The organism is Shewanella sp. 1180_01 (genome assembly GCF_052850535.1).
In genome coordinates, this window is record NZ_VXCT01000007.1 from 84,951 (window position 1) to 104,472 (window position 19,522).

Consider the following 19,522-nt stretch of genomic DNA (forward strand, 5'->3'; position numbering starts at 1 on the left):
CTCCTCCATATAAATCAGCTAAGTTTGTATCTTATGAGACAATCAGTTAGAAGTCGATGGGACCTATTGTCCCTGTGCGCGATTCCAAGCCAATCTCCCATAATCTACCACTGGATATAGCATCACACTGCGTTAGCCTTAACTCAGGTTTGGTCATAAATGGAACGAAAATTCCCTTTCAACATCACCTAAGTTATTAGCTTTTAAGCCAAACACTCAATCATTTTGTGGCTAATGTGTTAAGTCTACCTAATACCAGCTGAAACACCGATGGAAACAAGATTAAGCTTTGATCATCTGGGGGATTCCAAAATATGAATTTGTTCGGATTTGAGTGCCACTGTGGTTTGCATTCCTTTCGTGAGTGCAAGCTTTTGGGCAAAATGCAGCGAGACTTCGGTGTTAAGTTGTAACTGAGTACCTGTGACATAGCAAATAAGCCGGACCGATTCCCCCATCACCAACATAGCGTCGATAGTGATATCTAACTTATTAAAACTGCGGCATAAACGTCCGTTAGATATCGAGTTAAAGCGAATGCCTTGGTTGGGGATCACCCAACGCACTTTGCTGCCAACGGTGCGGTCTTTGCCATAGTCGCAGGCAATTAACTGTTCGCCAAACTTAAGCCAAGTGAGGTCTTTTGTGCTGTCTTGAAACACCACTTCACCGTCGAAAATATTCCTTAGCCCCATCTGCCGCGCTACAGCTTCATTGCGTGGCCGCGACAACACTTCGAAAGGTGCGCCCTGCTGTAGCATCTTCCCTTGGCTGATCAAAATCATCGAATCAGCCAGCAACAAAGCTTCATTTAAGTCATGGGTGACCATGATCACTGGGCAGAGTAACTGCTCTTTGAGGCGCGCCAGTTCGAGATATAAACGCTCGCGGGTTTCCCGATCAACTGCCGAAAAAGGCTCATCGAGTAATAACACTGAAGGTTCGCGGGCAAGTGCACGGGCAAGCGCAACCCGCTGGCGCTGACCGCCAGATAAATGCGCTGGCAATCTATCGGGTAGGCCTTGTAGGTTGACTCGCTCAAGCCAATCTTTCGCGCGTACAATGCGCTCCGATTTAGGGATATGGTCAAGTCCAGCGACTACGTTTTCTAAGGCAGTGAGATTCGGAAATAAGCCAAAATGCTGCGGCATATAACCGATATGGCGTTGCTGCGGGCTTAAGGCGATGCGCGCTTTATCATCAAACCAAGGCCGTTCGCCAAAATGGATTTGGCCCGTATCGGGATGATTTAATCCAGCGATCATGCGTAGCAAGGTCGTTTTGCCACCGCCAGACGGCCCCACCACAGCGAGCACTTCGCCAGCCTTGCAGCGAAAATCAGCGTTGAGTTTAATGTGTTTATGGTTTTGGATCTGACACTGCAGATCAGCGATAATTTGCGCCACGCTGACCTCCTAAACGCCGTGACAAACTGGTAGTCAGCGCCAAAGCCGTTACCGCAAATAGCAATAACACTAATGACATAGTGCCTGCGGCATTAAAATCGAAGGCTTGCACGCTGTCGTAGATAGAAATCGAAATCGTCTTAGTCTCGCCAGCGATATTGCCGCCCATCATCAGCACTACGCCAAACTCGCCGAGCACATGGGAGAAACATAACACCAGCGCGGTTAGCACACCCGGCCACACCATAGGCAATTCAATTTTAAGTAATATTTTAAGTCGGCTCATACCACAACAAGCTGCGGCATCGCGGACATCATTCGGCACAGCTTCAAAGGCCCGCTGGATCGGCTGCACCGCGAAGGGGATATTGACGAACACGGAAGCGATAACCAGACCTGAAAAATGAAACACGAGCTGCTGGCCAGTTAGTTGCTCTATCCATTGTCCGAGCCAACTCTGACTACCGAGCCCCACCAGCAAGTAATAGCCAATCACAGTCGGCGGTAGCACTAAGGGCACCATTATCAATGCCTCGACCCAAGATTTGCCGACAAATTGACGGTAGGCCAAAGCTCGCCCCGCGAGTATCGCAAGGGGGATCAGCACCAATACTGTGATGCTGCTGAGTTTGACCGATAACCACAGCGCCTGCCAATCCATTGAAATCCTTAACTTACTGGCAAACCAAAACCGTATTGAGTGAATACGGCGCGGGCGGCGTCTGACTGTAGATATTGGTAGAAACGCTCGGCGGTTGAGCTCGCATTAGGCATTAACGCCATACGTTGATTCAGCGGACCGTGGAGATCTGTGGGTAAAGCTAAATAATGACCGAGGGCTTGAAACTGCGGCGCAATCGCCAGTGATAAAGGAATAATTCCGCCTTGAGTCGAGCCGCTGATCGCAAACTGCGCCGCTTGGGAGGCATTTTCGCCTAAGATCAGTTTTGTTTGTAACTCATCCCATAACCCGAGTTTTTTCAATAACTCACGGGCGCGTTCGCCATAGGGAGCATGGTCAGGATTAGCGATCGCAAAACGCTCTAGCTGACCCGCTGCCAGTAATGCTTTTAGGCCATTGAGTTCGATATCTAGTGCGAGCGGTGAATTTTTATGGGCGACTAAGGCTAAACGGCCAATGGCATACTGCACGCCCTCACCTTGGGTAAAACCGACTTTGTTTAGCTCGGCAATATAACGCTCATCGGCGCTCAGCAGCATTTCGAACGGCGCACCGTGTTGAATTTGCGCGACAAAATTTCCCGATGAACCATAGGAAACCCGTACTTTGAGACCCGTTTCTGCGGTGAAGTTTTTAACAATGTCATCCAAGGCAAACTTGATATTAGCCGCCGCGGCGATGGCAGGAATCGGCGCATTATCCGCTGCGCGACTGGTCGATGGTACGACGGCTAAGCAAAACAGTAATGCAAAACCTAGGGAGTGGAAGAAACGGGTCAAACTCTGCATTGGGTCACCTCAGTGCCGTGTTCGCGTTCATGTAGAGCTAGCAAGCTGCCTTGCCACTGCGCGTATTTTTGCTGCAACTAGTCTCTGTGTTGCCACAGATTGGCAGCTTGTTCATCGGCATCTTTCGCTTCAACCCAACTTTTACCTTGCTCACCCGCTTCTAATTTCCAGAATGGCGCTTTGGTTTTTAGGAAGTCGATTAAGAATTCACAGGCCGCAAAGGCGGCTTTGCGATGAGCGCTGGTTACGCCGATAAATACAATTTGCTCACCTAAGGCCATAGTGCCCACGCGGTGAATCACAGTGACCTTGTTCAGTGGCCAGCGACTGCGCGCCTCGACAACGATTTGCTCTAGCACGGCTTCGGTCATGCCAGGATAGTGCTCTAAGGTTAAGTCAGTCACGGCGGCGCCATCATTAAAATCACGTACTTTACCGACAAAAGTGACTACGGCACCATCGCTATCATCTTGAGCTAACTGCCGATATTCGTCGGTCACACTAAAATCGACTTCTTGCACTCGAACTGCGGGTAATAAGCGCATATTAACCTCCGGTAACGGGTGGGAAAAAGGCGACTTCATCACCATCGTTTACAGGCGTATCCCATTGACTGATGGTCTGATTTACTGCCACCAGCAATTTTTCTGAGGTTAATACTTTAGCCCATTTATCGTCGGTAGCCGCAAGCGTCGCACGTAACGCTTCGGCGGTTTGTGTCTGCTCGCTCGCCTCTAGGCTTAATTTAGCTGTGCCCAATAATTCTCGAACTTGAGCAAAAAACAACACGTTAATCATAATCTTCTCTCGTTTTTGATCCGCTTAACTGACTCACCAATAGCGCGTCAGACTTAAGCTTGGACAGCTTCGCTCACTTGCTAATCTGCCGAGTGGCTAAAGCCTATTCTGTCAGGCTAAACCTTAAAATGTCCCGATTTGCCGCCACGCTTTTCTAGCAAACGAACTTGGGAGATCACCATATCTTTTTGCACGGCTTTGCACATATCGTAGATAGTCAATGCTGCCACTGAGGCCGCAGTTAAGGCTTCCATCTCTACGCCTGTTTTGCCGGATAATTTACACTGACTGGTGATACGCACGCGGTTATGTTCAGGCTGCGCTTCTAAATCGACTTCAACCTTAGTCAACATCAGTGGATGGCATAAAGGGATAAGATCTGAGGTTTTTTTCGCGGCTTGAATACCCGCAATACGAGCAGTGGCAAACACATCACCCTTATGATGGCTGCCACTCATGATCATCTCGAGTGTCGTGCTCGCCATCTCGATAAACGCTTCGGCACGGGCTTCACGCTCGGTGACGGCTTTTTCGGTGACATCGACCATATGGGCGTTGCCATCGGCATTAATATGGGTAAATACATTGCTCATTGGAGCGATCCTTTCGTTTGAGGACAAAACAAAGTGCAAGGGAAATTGGGCTTATACTCGCGCTAAATCGGCGCTGACGAAGAACCTAAATACGGGCTAGCCACCAATAGAAGCGAGATGCTGAGTGACACCTGTAATTCCTTGATGCAAGTAATGGGTGGCTTTCTTCTGGGCTAGTTGACCGTGCAAACGCTCAATTAATTCCGCTTGTTGGCTAGAATGCTGTAGCAGATCACGTAAATCGACACCGGATTCGGTGAAGAGGCATAAGTGCAACTTGCCCTTCGCCGATACGCGCAGGCGATTACAGCTGGCACAGAAGTTAGTCGCATAGGGCATGATCAAACCAATACGGCCTTGATAATCACTGCGGCTAAAGTTTTGCGCTGGACCATCATCGGCGCTCGGCGTATCTAATTGCCAACCATCCGCCAGTAACTGCGCTTTAATGTCAGCGCCCGCTAAATGATGTGCTTCAAAATACTCACGGCCTAGGCCAGTTTCCATTAACTCGATGAAACGTAAATCGATTGGCGTGTTTTTAATCCAATGCAAAAAGCGTGGTAAATCTTTATCGTTTAGGCCTTTAAGCAGGACGGCATTGATTTTTACGCGCTCAAAACCCGCCGACAAGGCGGCGTCAATCCCCCGCATCACTTCGTCGAATTTATTCTCGCCAGTGATTTGGTAAAACATTTTAGGATCTAAGCTATCCACAGAAACATTGATACGGCGCAATCCCGCATCGAACCATTCTTTGGCATGCTTTTCGAGTCTATAGCCATTAGTGGTTGTCGCTATGGTGTGAATGCGCGGGTTATCGGCGACGACACGGATGATGTCGGTAAAGTCTTTACGCAGGGTGGGTTCGCCGCCTGTTATGCGGATTTTTTGGGTGCCGACCTGGCTAAATGCAGAGACTAAGTTTTCTATCTCATTGAGAGATAAAAATTTTGGCTTGCCGTCAGGATGATAACCGTCGGGGAGGCAATAACTGCATTTGAAGTTACAAACGTCAGTGACTGACATCCGCAAATAGTGAAATTTTCGACCAAAGCTGTCTTGTAATTGAGACATGATCACCTTTCCAAGTGTGGGAGGTGAGAGCATTTCTTATCCCACCCCGGTGGCATTATTACCACGGCTACACCTCCATATCTTTCGACTTAGGTAGGTAAGCTCGGAGAACCGTCACCGGTGATTATAGGCCGAAAGTACTCACTAGCTATACCCCTAAACAGGTATTTATTAACCTAGATCACGCTAGCGTGAATAATCTGTGACAGTCCTCACCTAAAGATTTGTACTGAATTAGACTAAACAGCCGCTTAATCCACTGTGACCTTATCTTATTTTCAGGTAAGGTGGTACAAGCAATAAAACGCCCGTTTACAAACTACAACACTCGATAAAAATCGGGGAAACGTGAAGGAAGAGGTGAACTGATGGAACGCGAATCAATGGAATTCGATGTTGTTATCGTCGGCGCAGGTCCAGCAGGCTTGGCCACCGCGTGTCGATTAATGCAAATATCACAGGATTCAGGTAAAGAAATTACCGTCTGTGTGGTCGAAAAAGGCTCAGAAGTGGGCGCGCATATTCTGTCAGGCGCAGTGTTCGAGCCAAAAGTGCTAGACGAACTGTTCAGCGACTGGCGTGAAAAAGACACCCCAGTGAAAACCGCTGTCACCCACGACGAAATCTACCTGCTCAGCTCCGCCACCGACGGTCGAGTGATGCCTAATGCCTTTGTGCCAAAAACCATGCACAACGACGGCAATTTTATTATCAGTGTCGGTAATCTATCCCGCTGGCTTGCTAATCGCGCCGAAGAACTCGGGGTCGAAATATTTCCCGGCTTTGCCGCCAGTGAGTTGCTATTTAATGCCGATAACAGCGTTAAAGGTATTTTGATTGGCGATATGGGCGTGGGCGCCGATGGTGAGCCTAAAGACAGCTTTATGCCCGGCATGGAGCTGCACGCTAAATATACTGTTTTCTCAGAGGGTTGCCGCGGCCACTTAGGCAAGCAACTGATCGAAAAATACCATTTAGATAATGGTAAAACACCCCAGCATTACGGCTTAGGTTTCAAAGAAATTTGGAAAGTCCCCGCCGAGCAACACGAGCAAGGCAAAGTGGTGCACACAGGTGGCTGGCCACTAACCGAGGGCGCATCGGGTGGCGGCTTCCTTTATCACATGGAAGACAACCAGATTGCGGTCGGCCTCATTATCGATTTGAACTACAAAAATCCGCATCTGAGTCCATTTGACGAATTCCAGCGCTATAAAACCCACCCTGTGATTGCTAAGTATTTAACCGGCGGCGAACGCCTCAGTTACGGCGCCCGTGCGATTACTAAAGGCGGCTTGAACTCGCTTCCTAAGATGAGCTTCCCCGGCGGCCTGATCATCGGCTGTAACGCTGGGACTTTGAATTTCGCGAAAATCAAAGGCACTCACACTGCGATGAAGAGCGGTATCGTTGCAGCAGAAACCTTAGGCAAAGCCATGATGGCGGGTGTTGAAGGCGGTAAAGATCTCGACTGTTACCAAACTCATATCGAAGAAAGCTGGCTGCATGAAGAACTGCATAAATCGCGCAACTTTGGCCCAGCGATGCATAAATTTGGCACCTATTTAGGCGGCGCATTCAATTACATAGATCAAAACTGGTTTGGTGGAAAGTTCCCGATCACGCTACGTGATGAACACCCAGACTATGCACAAATGGCCTCAGTGAGCGCTTACAGCAAGATTGATTACCCAAAACCCGATGGCAAGCTTAGCTTCGATAAACTGTCCTCAGTGTATCTGTCGAGCACTTATCATGAAGAAGACCAGCCTTGCCATTTACGTCTTAAAGACAGCAGCATTCCACTGGGCATCAACCTGACTCAGTTTAATGAGCCAGCACAACGTTACTGCCCAGCTGGTGTGTATGAAATTGTCGAAGAGGCGGGTCAGCCTAAATTTGTAATCAATGCGCAAAACTGCATTCACTGCAAAACCTGCGATATTAAAGATCCTAGCCAAAACATCACTTGGGTTACGCCGGAAGGCGGTGGTGGTCCTAACTATCCCAACATGTAATTAGTTGCCAACAAATGTTAATGACGGCGCTCAATAGAGCGCCTTTTTTTCACCTTTGAAACAAACATCTCACTTTTTTTGCTTGCCCTTAGCTACGACATTGGCCACAATTGCCACACATAAAAGAGTTCGTTTTCAATCACCATCCCATTTCCATCTATACTCTACATAATTAGATCTACTGCAAGACCAACGGGTTAGGCCAAATAAATGTTTTATACGCTGTTTTATTCGGCATTCGGCCTAGACTAAGGTTAACTTTTCACATTCCTGTCCGATAATCTTTTACCGTACAAGAGTGCGTTGACCGATAACGCAAAACAGTCCAACACAGGCATATTGATATTTATGATATTTAATAACCTCACCATTAAGCAGAAAATTCTGCTAACAGTGACATTTGCAGTACTGCTGTCGACCATACTCGTCGGCGTATTAAGCCAACGTAGCGCTAAAAATGTCGTACAACAACGGATGTTAGGTTCGGAACTGCCGAGTTTGATGATGCAGATCCGCAATAAGATCGATCTCGACATCTCCACTTTAATGAATGCTGCAGAGCAATTGGCCAGCAGCCGCATGTTACTGCAATGGCTCGAAGACGGCAGACCACAGGCCCAAGAAACCCAAGTGGTTGCCCAACTGAAAGACATCACGCGTCAATATAAGCTAGCGCAAGCCTCCTACGCCGACAGACAAACTGCCGCCTATTACACTCAGGATGGATTTTTGCGCGTGCTCACGCCAGCGCAGGATGGCTGGTTTTTTGGTTACCGCGACAGCGGTCAAGAACGTATGTTGAACGTATTCACTGAGGCCAACGGCGAAGTCAAACTCTTCATCAACTACCAGCAACCCAATGGTCGCGGCTTAGTCGGGCTAGCTAAATCACTCGATGATATGGTGCGTTTACTGAGTTCATTTAAGATTGAAGAAACAGGATTTGTTTACTTAGTGGATGCCAAGGGAGAAGTGAAACTCCACCCAGATACGAGCCAAATTGGTAAGAGCAACCTAAGCAACTTATACAAAGATACGAACTCAAGCGCCTTACTAAACCGCGGTGATTTCAATCTGATCAATACCAAGAACAATGGCGAAAACATACTGGTTGCCAGTAGTTATATCGCATCAATGGATTGGTACTTAGTGGCACAAGTGCCAGAAGCCGAAGTGTTTGCGCTATTAACCGAAGCGGCTTATCAGATCTTAATCTGGACACTGTTGATTGCAGCGGGCTTTATCGTCCTCGCTATCGTTGTTGCAGGATCTGTGAGTCGTCCCATTGCCCAAGTTGCCGCTATGTTCCGCGACATAGGCGAAGGTGAAGGTGACTTACGCCAACGCTTACCCGTCAATGGTGAAGATGAGATTGCTCAACTCGCTAAGGGATTTAACAGCTTTATCAGCAAGATCCAAGATTCGGTCATCGAAGTGGCGCAAACCAGCGAACAGCTCGGTTTCTCCGCTAAGGATGTGTCGAATCAGGCACAGCAAACCTTAGAAGACAGCCACGAGCAGAAAGATCGCACTATGATGGTGGTAACAGCCATTAATGAAATGGGCGCGACGGTTAACGAAATTGCCAGTAATGCTGCCCAAGCAGCGGTTGCTGCAAGAGATGCTGACACTGAAGCCAGCAGCGGCCAAGTTGTGGTAACCCGTGCCCGCGATACCATTAACCAATTGTCAAAAGACGTTGGCCAAGTGGGCGAAGTGATTGAGTCCCTCGCGACCCACACTAAATCCATTGGTGGGATTTTAGATGTGATCCGCGCTATCTCTGAACAGACAAACTTGTTAGCCCTCAACGCGGCAATTGAAGCGGCACGTGCCGGTGAAGCTGGACGCGGTTTTGCTGTCGTCGCCGATGAAGTACGTAACTTAGCATCACGTACCGCAGCTTCGACCAATGAAGTGCAAGGCATGATCGACAAGTTGCAATCGGAAGCCAGCCGCGCAGTTAATGCGATGGCCCAGAGTCGTACTCGCTCCCATGAAGGTGTTGTGGCCGTCGATGAAGCCAGCAAATCGTTGATTGGTATTAGCGATCGCATTGGTCTTATCAGCGACATGAACATCCAAGTTGCTGCGGCAACGGAAGAACAATCCACAGTTGTGGAGGACATCAACCGTAACGTCACAGAAATCAACGATATTACTCAGCGTACAGCCAATACTGCACAAGCGGCAGCACAGGCGAGTTTAGCCTTGAATCAACTGTCACACCGTTTAGATACCTTAGTGGCCAAGTTTAAGGTGTAAAACCTTAAACTTACACCATAAAAAAACGCCTTAGATGGAAACATCTAAGGCGTTTTTCTTTAACTCAAAGAGGCGATTAATCCATAGCAATAAATTTAATCGTTAATGGATATTTATATACCTTACCCTCACTGGCCTTAATAATCGCCAGCACAGTGCACACCAAATCGAATATGCCGAGTATGGCTAAAAAGATGAAACCTATCCCGACCAAAGCGAGTACGCCACTGATGATTACATAAATCAGCAGGCTCAATTTAAAGTTCAAACAACTGCGGCCACATTGATCGACAAATGCGGACTCTTCACGCTTCATCAGCCAGATAATCAAAGGACCAAGAATCGAGCCCAGCGGCACTAGGTATCCAACAAAGCTTGAGGCGTATACCAACAAGCCAAAATCTTTATCACTTTTTGTAACGGGTTCAATCATAAGGTCATCCCTGTTTTATCATTATGAATATAAATACTTATTTACCGCTAGGCCCACATAATACCAATCACATTAAATATCTAATCAGTTCAGAGCCTCACAGGCATCTCAATCCAAGGCGCATTGACGCAGAAATGGTTATTCCCTTTTAAGGCAATGCAACACGGGAGTGGGATACCTGTGAGGCTCCCGAAGGGCGGGTTTCAATGCGCTTTATACTGCGTTCAAGGCTTTAGACAGAGCACCACTATGCCTTCAAGCCTTCGTCTTGTCTAAAGCGCGTTGAACTCCCGCTGAATGAACAGATATTTAATACGATTGGTATAAGCGCATTTGCCAATCTTCCACCGTTTGTGATGCTAAGCGGCGTTGTAGGCTATTAACCCAACTCTGCGCTAATCCCTCGCAGCAAGCTAAACGATCATAGCCGCTGGCATTAAACGTTGGCGAAAAATAGAGTGCCATAGCCTCGGCGACACTGATGTCCGTGCGGCGCTCAACCAGTTCAATCTTATCGTTTAACTGAATAATCCCAGGCGTTAATACTCGATAAAACCAACCACATAACTGGCTCTGCTGCATGGCGAGGGCAAATTCTTTGTGCCCAAATTGCAGATTCAACTTAAAGCAAGGTGAACGCGGCTGAGTGACCTGCACTGTTACGGCGCCAATTTGTAAGATATCACCAATATTAACTTGGGTTTCGTTCAGCCCAACGGTACTGATGTTCTCCCCCATACTGGGCGCATCTTCGAGTTGAGTGATTAAATCCCAACGACGATATTGGCCGTAATGCTCGCGGGGAAAATGATGTAACACGCGATCGAGTCCGCCATGGTGTTTAGGATCGGCCTGTGCATCCCCTTCAACATGGCTGACATGCACTAGCAGTTGTTGAGCAGCTTGCTTGCCATCAATACCTGTGGCGACACCTGCCATTTCCTGCAGATGCATCCCTAAATACAATCCAGATAACTTATTGATCAACAACTTTGACATCTGTAACCCCCAATCCATAACCCATCTCGCATTACCGCCAGAGTGTAAACCGCGATACACCAGTAACACAATCAACTCGCTCAATAACTCATAAAAGTAGGCGCAATCTTGCCGCCAATAAGCACGGGGCTGAATCTATGAATGATTTAACACTACTTGATTTCGACCGGCTTCCTTAGCCTGATACAAGGCCAGATCGGCACGCTTGATCAGATCTTCTGCAGGCTCTTGCGCCTGATGCTCGGCAACGCCAATACTGGCTGTAATAGAAATATGTAATCCATTCACTTTAATTTCCCGCTGAAAAATAAGCTCACGGATCTGTTCAGCCAGTTCTGCCGCTCGGGTTAAATCCATCCCCGGAAGTAAAATCAAGAACTCCTCACCGCCCCAACGACATAAGATATCCTCTTGCTGCAGCGCGCCACGCAGCATATTCGTCATGGTTTTTAATACTAAGTCACCAATCCCATGCCCATAGCTGTCGTTCACTTTTTTAAAGTGGTCAATATCCAGCAAGAGTATTGAAATCGGCGATTGTGCCAACTTAGCCTTATCTAACGCCTGCCTAAAGTACTCATCAAATACCTGACGGTTAGCGGCGCCAGTAAGCTTATCGGTAGACGCCATTACTTCTAATTTGCGCTGATAACGACCTAAGGTCATGTTGGAGATGAATAAAATCCCTAGGGTCACCATTAGGCTTAAGCCCAAGTTGCCCCAAAAAGTATTTAGTAACTCCCGCTCCTGAGGCGCATCTTCCTGCTCAACAATCAAGTACCACTTAAACTCAGGGACTAGTCGGCTGTTGAGATAAACGGTTTTACCATTTCTCTGGTAGCTAAAAGCCGCACTTGGACTGGTTAAAATACGCGTCGCTAAATTTTCAAGCCCTGGACTGGTTTGCAGCGAATCCGCACCATCATATTCATCGCCATGCAAAGTGACATTGCCCTGCCGATCGGTAAAGAACACTCGACGGTTATAACGTTTTTGATAAAGCTCGATGAGGGACTTAACCTTTTCAACCGCCAAACCCACACCGGTAACGCCTATAAATTTGCCTTCAAAATCAAAAACTTTATAGTTTACGAATACGGTTGTTTTACTGCGGTCCGCCGTATCAGCATCAATATTGACCTCATAATGCTCAGATTCGGGTAAAGAGCGCACTCGAAAGTACCAAGCATCATCGGGCTCAACATCTTGGATTTGTTTTAAAATGCCCGTGGAGTGGTAATAATGCCGACTTTTCTCTGACACAAAAAAACTGGTGACTGTATCGTATTTATCTTGGATTTCCTTAAGGTAACGGATCAGTTTTTCTGGCTCTTGCTCGTGGCTTAATGTCCAATCGCGAACAAAAGTATCCTGGGCCATCAAGGATGAAATAAAAATAGGTCGCAGTAGATCCTGTTGAATTTCTGAGTAAATATTGTCACTTGTGAGCGGGAGGGTATTACTCTCGATTTGTTGACTCAGTGAGTCATGGGCCACCTTGTAACTGATACCACTGGTCACTAAGAAGGCGACTAAAAGCAAAACAGAGAGCAGCCAAATAAATTTATTCTTATCATTCCAAGCGTTATTGCCCATTCTCAACTCCAAAGACTACAGAACACCTTGAGTGGCTTATTATTTTAATGTCACGATAACTATTTTAGTTGAATAAATGTTAACGCAATTGCGCCATGGCCGCACAACATTTCAGCTTTATGAATGTTCTGCGATGGAATAACTTTATTTTGAGCAAAAAAATGCCTCGTTGGGGAAACGAGGCAAAAAACATACTAACCAATAAATGGGAGAAAAGCACAAGAAAACGTTAAGGGACAAGAGCTATGCGCCACAAGACATACTCTAGCAAGGCCGTATGACAGAAAGATGACTCAAACTGCTCATCCGCAGATTTATCATGCAATTTGCTTCGCCTCTAAATACTGTTTCAGTGCCTCACCCGGAATAGAACTATCGGTTGCCACCGCAAATGCCGCCCAAACAGCGCCTTCAGCCATCGCCTCGGTAATCGACTGACCAGTGCATAGACTATGGATAAGTCCCGCCGCATAGGCATCACCAGCGCCCGTGGTATCAACAACAGTGGCAGGGATAGCAGCGACATGCTGCACTTGATCGTGCGTGTAAACCTTAGCCCCATTGATGCCATCGGTGACAATAAAGTAACGCAGACCCTCACCGCCAATGCTTTTGCCATATTCCCAAGAGGCGCCATCACAACGCCCTTGGATATCACTCATAGATGCCAGTAAAATATGACAAGGTCTCTGCCTGTCATCTTTGGCTAATTGCGCGACCACAAGACAATGTTCCAAGGCTGTCTTTGCCCAACTGACCGAACCTTCAGCGGAAGTATTGAAATACAGCGCGTCCCATGGCTGCCATTTCGGCGGCACTGATAACTCAAATATGGGTCTTTGTGGCCGAATAATCGTCCGTTCACCGTCTGGCGTCATCACGAGTAACATTTCGCAAGTGTTACCGGCTCGGCGCTGCACTAAGCGGCAATCGAGTCCTTGAGTGCTGGCTTCTGCAATGAGCCAATCTCCCATGTCATCACGGCCAACTTGACTCACCAATGCGACGCTATGCCCTGCCCAAACTAAACCTAATCCGGTATTTGCCCCGCCGCCACCGAGCCTTTGTCCACCATCTTGATAATGGAAACGCCCACCTGTTTTTAAAGGTTTATCAAGCAGTAAAATCCGATCACAGTTGAGATTGGCAACTAACAGAATATTCGCCATTACACGGCTCCAAAGGGCAAAGAAGACTCAAGGCCAGAAGATGAAAACAAAGAAATATCAATCTAGAGCAAAATGCTCACAGGTACAATCCAATCATCAAGATAGCAGCACCATCAGGCTATGGCTGACGCCTGTGTAAGCATTTGTCCCGAATAAGATAAGGAAAAAAGTACTTCCCCATACGGTAAAACCAGTAAATAAACTTCAACCAACTGTTTTAAATAGATTTTTATATTTCATAACGCCCAACGGCATAAATGCATACAACAAACTTCCAACCTGCTCAGTTAAATAGCAATAACTGTCGTTAAAATATGTGAAGTTTAGAAGGAATTAAATTTATGAATGGAATCAAACGCTATGCTAGTGGAAAGATGGGATACAGCCGAGGAAAAAGCTGAGCAGCTACGCCGTTACCAGCTCTGCCTTGATGAGTTTAATGAGCTGGATTTTCACGATGTGTATGTCGCAGAAATTAAAAAAGAATACCAACAACTTGCAGAACTAGTAAAAGTGCAGTCAACGTCGGATCCCGAGCGCTAACTGCACTTACCTATTTAGTCACTTAACCATAAATCTTCAATTACATTATTGGCGTCAATGGTGATAAAGACGCAAATTGTACTGCCAACGTCCAATCTGTGATAACCATATCTGACGGCTGCCAACTGTCATCAACCCACTCATAAATCAATCCTGGATTTTCCTCAGCATTGACTAACAAACGCCGTCCATCTTGCAATACCAGCGTATAATCGAGCCCCTGTGCATCGACACTTTCAATGTCCCCCAAGACATTATGTTTAATGGCCGAAATGGTTCCCGTTGCCTTAGCGGCATCGCTCCCCTTTGCACCGCTGTAAAACGTTAACGCCTCGTTTGCGACAGTCTTATGAAAGACAAACTCCTCAGTCACACCTACTACGATCGATTGATCAAGTTCGTACCAGGCGGGTATCCATAATGCGTTAATTGTCATCCCGTTATATCCTGCATAATAATTTTACGGACGGGATCATTCTGCCTTAACCCCGACAGAGAAAATACTCTTCAGGGATAAAATAATTTTAATCCTAAAAAGGATGGCACACGAAACGCAGTGCTCACTTCCTTTGTAAGATAATCTTAACTCCAAAGGTCATGTCTGAGATGTTTTAGTGCCAGTGGCTGATGTTGGACTCAATTCGTGTTTCTGTTAGTTTGTAAAACACTTTGCCTCAAATCGACACATTAAGCTGACAAAGTGATCCTGAGCCCAGTAATCGCGTATAGAGTCACACACGATAGATTCATGTTCCCATGCTTGCACCGCAGGCCGATAAATACGGAGTTTACTTGCCTATGGATAAGCCCATAACGCAACCCCCTCAAACCCTTAAGCTAATTGGTGAAACTGAGGCAGGAAAGCGTCTAGAGCTTAAGCAGTACTTTAATCAGACATGGGCTCTGTACGAGTCACTGTTTGATTTGATCCAAGAAGATAGTGCCTATTACCTCAAAGCCGAGCCGCTGCGCCATCCGTTGATCTTTTATTTTGGCCATACGGCCACTTTCTATATCAACAAACTCAAACTCGGCAAATTTCTCGACGAACGGGTAAACGATAACTTCGAATCCATGTTTGCCATTGGTGTCGATGAGATGTCTTGGGACGATCTGAACGAGCAACATTACCCATGGCCGAACGTGGCAGAAGTGCGCAGCTATCGCCAACAAGTTAATGCTGTCGTCAATCGCGTGATTGATGAAATGCCACTGGAGCTGCCGATCACTCAAGACAGCCCAGCTTGGATCATTTTGATGGGCATTGAACATGAGCGAATTCACTTAGAAACCTCATCGGTGATCATCCGCCAACTACCACTGGAACATGTCGCCCCCAACAGCCTCTGGGCTGCGTGCCAAGACTTCACCGCCGCCGAAGCCAACAGTTTACTGGCTGTAAAAGGGCAGAAAGTGACCTTAGGTAAAACTGAGCAAGATCAAACCTACGGCTGGGACAACGAATACGGCCATAAAATCTTTAATGTTGGCGACTTTAAGGCCTCTAAATTTTTAGTCTCGAATCAAGAGTACCTCGCATTCGTCGAAGCTGGCGGCTATCGCTCACCCCAATTTTGGAATGAAGAAGGTCAAGCTTGGCTCGCTTACACCCAAGCTCAAATGCCGCGTTTTTGGCGCTTAAAACAAGATAAATGGTGGCAACGTAACTTAGCGGAAGAAATCCCGCTTCCATTAAACTGGCCTGTAGAAGTGAATCAACTCGAAGCTAAGGCCTTCTGCAATTGGAAAACCGAGCAAAAGCAAAGCAACATTCGCCTACTGACGGAAGCCGAATGGTACATCTTACGCGAGAATGTGCCCGCCGATGCGCCCGATTGGCACGAAGTGCCGGGCAATATTGCTTTGGCTTATTACGCCTCTTCTTGCCCAGTGAATCGCTTCGAACATAATGGCTTTTTCGATATTGTTGGTAATGTTTGGCAATGGACAGAAACCGCAATCGACGGCTTTAACGGTTTTGCCGTGCATCCACTCTATGATGATTTTTCTACTCCAACCTTTGATGGTAAACATAATCTCATCAAAGGTGGCTCGTGGATCTCCACGGGTAATGAAGCCATTGCTTCGTCACGCTATGCGTTTCGTCGACATTTTTATCAACACGCTGGCTTCCGCTATGTGGAATCCACGCAAAATCCCGCCCAAATGGCCGAGGTCAATGTGTACGAAACTGATGAACTAATTTCCCAATACCTTGAATTCCACTATGGCGCCGAATATTTCGGGGTTGCTAACTTCTGCGTCAATGGCGTACAGCAAGCGCTAAGTGAAATTCAACTCACCCATACGGCTAAAGCCCTCGACATCGGCTGCTCCGTAGGCCGAGCGAGTTTTGAACTGGCAAAAGTGTTTGATCATGTTGATGGTATCGACTTTTCGGCGCGCTTTATTCAACAGGCCTATGCGCTGACCGAACAAGGTGAAAAACGTTACACCATACGTACCGAGGGCGACTTACAGGAATTTAAGAGCGCGAGCCTAGCTAAACTTGGCTATGGCCTTGAGGCGAAAAAAGTCAACTTTATGCAAGGTGATGCCTGTAATTTAAAGCCAATGTATACAGGTTATGACTTGGTTTATGCCTCGAACCTTATTGACAGACTGAACGATCCTAAGCACTTTTTAACCAGTATTGCCCAGCGGATTAATCAAGGTGGATACCTTGTTATTACTTCGCCGTACACTTGGCTGGAGGATTATACGCCCAAGGATAAATGGCTCGGTGGTGCTAAAGTCAAAGGAGAGAACTTCACCACCTTAGATGGCTTGACCGAAACCTTGATCGGCCAATTTGAGCTGGTCGCAGTGAAGGAAATCCCCTTCGTGATCCGCGAGACAAAACGTAAATTCCAACATTCCATCTCCGAAATGACAATTTGGCGTAAGCGTTAATGCTCTCTCATGGAATAAACAACTGAAGTCTCAATAAAAATATCCGCCAGAAATCCATTTCTGGCGGATGTGTAACATCCAGCTCAGTCATCTTTGCAGCATCAACTAAAGTTGAACACGGCAAATACAGCGCAAATACCTACACCTTAAACTGTGCCGTTGTTAAACCAAGCTGATTCGCTAACCCTAACAAACTGCGAGTACTCGCTGCCACTTGGCTGATCGCCGCGCTATTTTCTTCCGCCGCCACGCTCAAGCCCGCAATCCCCTGTGCAATCGTTGCCGAAACCGTTGTTTGCTCCTCCGCGGCGGTGGCGGTTTGGATCATTAATGCCTTTAAGGTTTCTAAACGTAAAGCGATGTCATCCACTGCGGCTTGCATGCCATCGGCATCTTCTGCTGTTTTAGAGGCTTCAGTAGTACAAGTCACACTATGCAGCGCCAACACGCCAGACTGCTGCTGAATGCCTTTTAACACTTGGCCAATATCCTGAGTCGCCAACTGAACCTTAACCGCTAACTGGCGCACCTCATCGGCAACTACGGCAAAGCCACGACCATGTTCACCAGCTCTCGCTGCTTCAATCGCCGCATTAAGTGACAGCAGATTCGTTTGTTCAGCAATCGCATTAATCACAGCCAATACCGAACCGATTTTCTGACTGTCGGCCTCAAGGCTGCCCACCTGTTGATGTATGGTCGCAAAACTGCTCAAGGTCACTTTCAAGCTTTTACGTGTACTGGCTAAATTTTGCGAAAGAATTTCACTCGAATGGGTACAGGCTGACACTTCATCGGAGGATTTAAGCGTATTAGTGCTGATTTCCGCGGCGGCATAACTCATTTCTTCGACCGCGGTTGCTAACATATCGGTTTCTTTCGCCTGCATCTGAATACTGCAATCGGCTTGGGTCATAGCGGCAGAATTTTGTTCAGCGGCGGATTCGAGTTCATGTCCAACGCCCACCAGCTGACTAATGATTTCTTTGAGCTTTGTTTGCATCCGGGCCAACCAGCTCATCAGATGATTATCCGTTTGAACATGGGGCAGATTATGGGTGAGATCCCCAGAGGCGATCATGCTGGTCAAATTGCACATGTCCTCAGGCTCACCGCCGAGTGGCTTCAACACAAATCCTGTGACTAACTTAGCAGCAGCGAATGCCAGCACTAAGGCCGCCACGCAAACAAATAAGCCGATAAATAGCATTCGATAGGCCGGCGCAGCGATTTCGCTCACATCAATTTCAGCCATCAAGCCCCAACGTAAGCCAAGTTCAACAACGGGAGAATAGGCAGATAACACCGGATTATGATTGTAGTCATTCACTTGCATCACACCAGTTTTACCCGCCAACGCCTCTTTCACCGCAAGTGTGTCGACGCCATTCTGGGCAACCGTTCCAGCGAAGGAAGCGGTCACAGTGCGATTGTTCGGGTCAAGAAAAGAATCGGAACGCATGCGATTATTGGGACCAATTAAATAGGTCTCGCCACTTTGTCCCATACCTTCGCGGATCTGCATAACGCGGTTGATACGGTCAATTGATACTTGAGCCGCCACCACTAATCTTTGCTGATTGAATTGAATCGACTGACCAATAAATGCTGCCGGTTGGCCATTTGAAGGAGCGTATGCGGAGAAGTCTTGCAGTAATACAGTACCAGTAGACCCCAAAGCCTTATTGAATAATTGCGCTAATCCCGAATCATGGTAGGGCCCAGTGCGAAGATTTGTGCCGAAATCCGACTCCTTCGCGGCGGTGTAAAACACAGTGCCGTCATCCCGAATGATGAACAGATCATAGAAACCTAAAGACTTATTTAACGACTTTAAGGTCTCATCAAGGTCGGAGATAGTATCGAGGCTTTTTTGGCTGGCGATCACCGCACTGACGGCCTGCAGGTTATCTGAAAAGTCCTGAAACATACCGACAATCTGTCGCTGCTTGATCTCGCGAACCGCCACTAAACGAGACTGAGCCTCGGCAAATAACTCATCCCGAGCAATGTAAGTCACTATCGCGGTAGCAAATATGAGGGGTAATAGGACAATCAATAAACTGATCAGCTGAATTTTACGAGTAAAACCCATGGTGAGACTCCTTGTCGCGCTTCGAATTCCATTCATTCACTTTTTGCAAAATTAAATCTGCCCTAAAACTATAGGAGAAGAATCTCAGCTAAACAAAGCGACGCAGACTATTTTCATCAAAAGTTAACCTAAATACTGCCAGCTCAT

General features: G+C 47.1%; 17 protein-coding genes and 1 riboswitch. Of the genes, 4 read left to right on the forward strand and 13 right to left on the reverse strand.

Annotation, left to right across the window (positions count from 1 at the left end):
• Positions 1-293 precede the first annotated feature (293 nt).
• The 7 genes from FW758_RS06315 to moaA form a co-directional block, all read right to left on the reverse strand.
• A complete protein-coding gene (locus tag FW758_RS06315) occupies positions 294-1,406 on the reverse strand; it encodes an ABC transporter ATP-binding protein (RefSeq protein WP_446444937.1) in 1,113 nt (370 codons plus the stop codon).
• On the reverse strand, positions 1,387-2,067 hold the full coding sequence (gene modB / locus FW758_RS06320) for a molybdate ABC transporter permease subunit (RefSeq protein WP_006086553.1): 681 nt from the start codon (positions 2,065-2,067) through the stop codon (positions 1,387-1,389). The genes FW758_RS06315 and modB overlap by 20 nt, the downstream gene beginning before the upstream one ends.
• Before the next feature lie 8 nt (positions 2,068-2,075).
• Entirely contained in the window at positions 2,076-2,876 is an 801-nt protein-coding gene (modA, locus tag FW758_RS06325) for a molybdate ABC transporter substrate-binding protein (RefSeq protein ID WP_446444938.1), read from the reverse strand.
• Between the two features lie 77 nt (positions 2,877-2,953).
• On the reverse strand, positions 2,954-3,421 hold the full coding sequence (gene moaE, locus FW758_RS06330) for a molybdopterin synthase catalytic subunit MoaE (RefSeq protein WP_310803095.1): 468 nt from the start codon (positions 3,419-3,421) through the stop codon (positions 2,954-2,956).
• Between the two features lies 1 nt (position 3,422).
• Positions 3,423-3,674 carry a molybdopterin synthase sulfur carrier subunit gene (gene moaD / locus FW758_RS06335; protein ID WP_115335729.1) on the reverse strand — a complete coding sequence of 84 codons (252 nt, stop codon included), beginning with the start codon at positions 3,672-3,674 and terminating at the stop codon, positions 3,423-3,425.
• A gap of 116 nt (positions 3,675-3,790) precedes the next feature.
• The gene (gene moaC / locus FW758_RS06340; RefSeq protein WP_226059424.1) at positions 3,791-4,267 is read right to left on the reverse strand and encodes a cyclic pyranopterin monophosphate synthase MoaC; all 477 of its coding nucleotides are present in this window, start codon (positions 4,265-4,267) and stop codon (positions 3,791-3,793) included.
• A gap of 96 nt (positions 4,268-4,363) precedes the next feature.
• Entirely contained in the window at positions 4,364-5,344 is a 981-nt protein-coding gene (gene moaA, locus FW758_RS06345; RefSeq protein WP_037392248.1) for a GTP 3',8-cyclase MoaA, read from the reverse strand.
• A riboswitch (molybdenum cofactor riboswitch) is annotated at positions 5,332-5,465 on the reverse strand. It overlaps the preceding gene by 13 nt.
• A 247-nt stretch (positions 5,466-5,712) precedes the next feature.
• Between moaA and FW758_RS06350 the strand changes: the two genes are divergently transcribed.
• The gene (locus tag FW758_RS06350) at positions 5,713-7,362 is read left to right on the forward strand and encodes an electron transfer flavoprotein-ubiquinone oxidoreductase (RefSeq protein WP_446444939.1); all 1,650 of its coding nucleotides are present in this window, start codon (positions 5,713-5,715) and stop codon (positions 7,360-7,362) included.
• A 348-nt stretch (positions 7,363-7,710) separates the two neighbouring features.
• The gene (locus FW758_RS06355) at positions 7,711-9,627 is read left to right on the forward strand and encodes a methyl-accepting chemotaxis protein (RefSeq protein ID WP_446444940.1); all 1,917 of its coding nucleotides are present in this window, start codon (positions 7,711-7,713) and stop codon (positions 9,625-9,627) included.
• A gap of 76 nt (positions 9,628-9,703) precedes the next feature.
• Here the strand turns inward: FW758_RS06355 and FW758_RS06360 are convergent, their stop codons facing one another.
• From FW758_RS06360 to FW758_RS06375, 4 genes are all read right to left on the reverse strand, one after another.
• Complete coding sequence (locus FW758_RS06360) at positions 9,704-10,060, reverse strand: DUF4870 domain-containing protein (RefSeq protein ID WP_006079751.1); 357 nt, start codon at positions 10,058-10,060, stop codon at positions 9,704-9,706.
• A 309-nt stretch (positions 10,061-10,369) separates the two neighbouring features.
• Positions 10,370-11,059, reverse strand: coding sequence for an MOSC domain-containing protein (locus tag FW758_RS06365; RefSeq protein WP_446444941.1), 690 nt, complete (start codon positions 11,057-11,059; stop codon positions 10,370-10,372).
• Between the two features lie 135 nt (positions 11,060-11,194).
• Positions 11,195-12,655 carry a sensor domain-containing diguanylate cyclase gene (locus FW758_RS06370; RefSeq protein WP_432397289.1) on the reverse strand — a complete coding sequence of 487 codons (1,461 nt, stop codon included), beginning with the start codon at positions 12,653-12,655 and terminating at the stop codon, positions 11,195-11,197.
• Positions 12,656-12,972: 317 nt separating this feature from the next.
• Positions 12,973-13,824, reverse strand: a complete 852-nt coding sequence (locus tag FW758_RS06375; RefSeq protein ID WP_006079748.1) for a PfkB family carbohydrate kinase — start codon at positions 13,822-13,824, stop codon at positions 12,973-12,975.
• A 360-nt stretch (positions 13,825-14,184) separates the two neighbouring features.
• Here FW758_RS06375 and FW758_RS06380 point away from each other — a divergent pair, with 360 nt between their 5' ends.
• Complete coding sequence (locus FW758_RS06380) at positions 14,185-14,367, forward strand: hypothetical protein (RefSeq protein WP_446444942.1); 183 nt, start codon at positions 14,185-14,187, stop codon at positions 14,365-14,367.
• Between the two features lie 40 nt (positions 14,368-14,407).
• On the opposite strand, the gene FW758_RS06385 is transcribed toward FW758_RS06380, so the two are convergent.
• Positions 14,408-14,803: a hypothetical protein gene (locus FW758_RS06385; protein WP_259512678.1), complete on the reverse strand. Its 396-nt coding sequence runs from the start codon at positions 14,801-14,803 to the stop codon at positions 14,408-14,410.
• 362 nt (positions 14,804-15,165) lie between these two features.
• On the opposite strand from FW758_RS06385, the gene ovoA reads away from it, so the two are divergent.
• Positions 15,166-17,280, forward strand: a complete 2,115-nt coding sequence (ovoA, locus tag FW758_RS06390; protein WP_446444943.1) for a 5-histidylcysteine sulfoxide synthase — start codon at positions 15,166-15,168, stop codon at positions 17,278-17,280.
• A 139-nt stretch (positions 17,281-17,419) separates the two neighbouring features.
• On the opposite strand, the gene FW758_RS06395 is transcribed toward ovoA, so the two are convergent.
• The gene (locus FW758_RS06395; RefSeq protein WP_006086534.1) at positions 17,420-19,375 is read right to left on the reverse strand and encodes a methyl-accepting chemotaxis protein; all 1,956 of its coding nucleotides are present in this window, start codon (positions 19,373-19,375) and stop codon (positions 17,420-17,422) included.
• Positions 19,376-19,522: the final 147 nt, after the last annotated feature.

Excerpts from the sequence above, each read along its gene's own strand:
- moaC (WP_226059424.1), bottom strand. The coding sequence starts at position 4,267 with ATGAGCAATGTATTTACCCATATTAATGCCGATGGCAACGCCCATATG.
- modB (WP_006086553.1), bottom strand. The coding sequence starts at position 2,067 with ATGGATTGGCAGGCGCTGTGGTTATCGGTCAAACTCAGCAGCATCACA.
- moaD (WP_115335729.1), bottom strand. The coding sequence starts at position 3,674 with ATGATTAACGTGTTGTTTTTTGCTCAAGTTCGAGAATTATTGGGCACA.
- FW758_RS06360 (WP_006079751.1), bottom strand. The coding sequence starts at position 10,060 with ATGATTGAACCCGTTACAAAAAGTGATAAAGATTTTGGCTTGTTGGTA.
- moaE (WP_310803095.1), bottom strand. The coding sequence starts at position 3,421 with ATGCGCTTATTACCCGCAGTTCGAGTGCAAGAAGTCGATTTTAGTGTG.
- FW758_RS06355 (WP_446444940.1), top strand. The coding sequence starts at position 7,711 with ATGATATTTAATAACCTCACCATTAAGCAGAAAATTCTGCTAACAGTG.
- FW758_RS06370 (WP_432397289.1), bottom strand. The coding sequence starts at position 12,655 with ATGGGCAATAACGCTTGGAATGATAAGAATAAATTTATTTGGCTGCTC.
- modA (WP_446444938.1), bottom strand. The coding sequence starts at position 2,876 with ATGCAGAGTTTGACCCGTTTCTTCCACTCCCTAGGTTTTGCATTACTG.
- moaA (WP_037392248.1), bottom strand. The coding sequence starts at position 5,344 with ATGTCTCAATTACAAGACAGCTTTGGTCGAAAATTTCACTATTTGCGG.
- FW758_RS06380 (WP_446444942.1), top strand. The coding sequence starts at position 14,185 with ATGCTAGTGGAAAGATGGGATACAGCCGAGGAAAAAGCTGAGCAGCTA.
- FW758_RS06375 (WP_006079748.1), bottom strand. The coding sequence starts at position 13,824 with ATGGCGAATATTCTGTTAGTTGCCAATCTCAACTGTGATCGGATTTTA.
- FW758_RS06350 (WP_446444939.1), top strand. The coding sequence starts at position 5,713 with ATGGAACGCGAATCAATGGAATTCGATGTTGTTATCGTCGGCGCAGGT.
- ovoA (WP_446444943.1), top strand. The coding sequence starts at position 15,166 with ATGGATAAGCCCATAACGCAACCCCCTCAAACCCTTAAGCTAATTGGT.
- FW758_RS06395 (WP_006086534.1), bottom strand. The coding sequence starts at position 19,375 with ATGGGTTTTACTCGTAAAATTCAGCTGATCAGTTTATTGATTGTCCTA.
- FW758_RS06365 (WP_446444941.1), bottom strand. The coding sequence starts at position 11,059 with ATGTCAAAGTTGTTGATCAATAAGTTATCTGGATTGTATTTAGGGATG.
- FW758_RS06385 (WP_259512678.1), bottom strand. The coding sequence starts at position 14,803 with ATGACAATTAACGCATTATGGATACCCGCCTGGTACGAACTTGATCAA.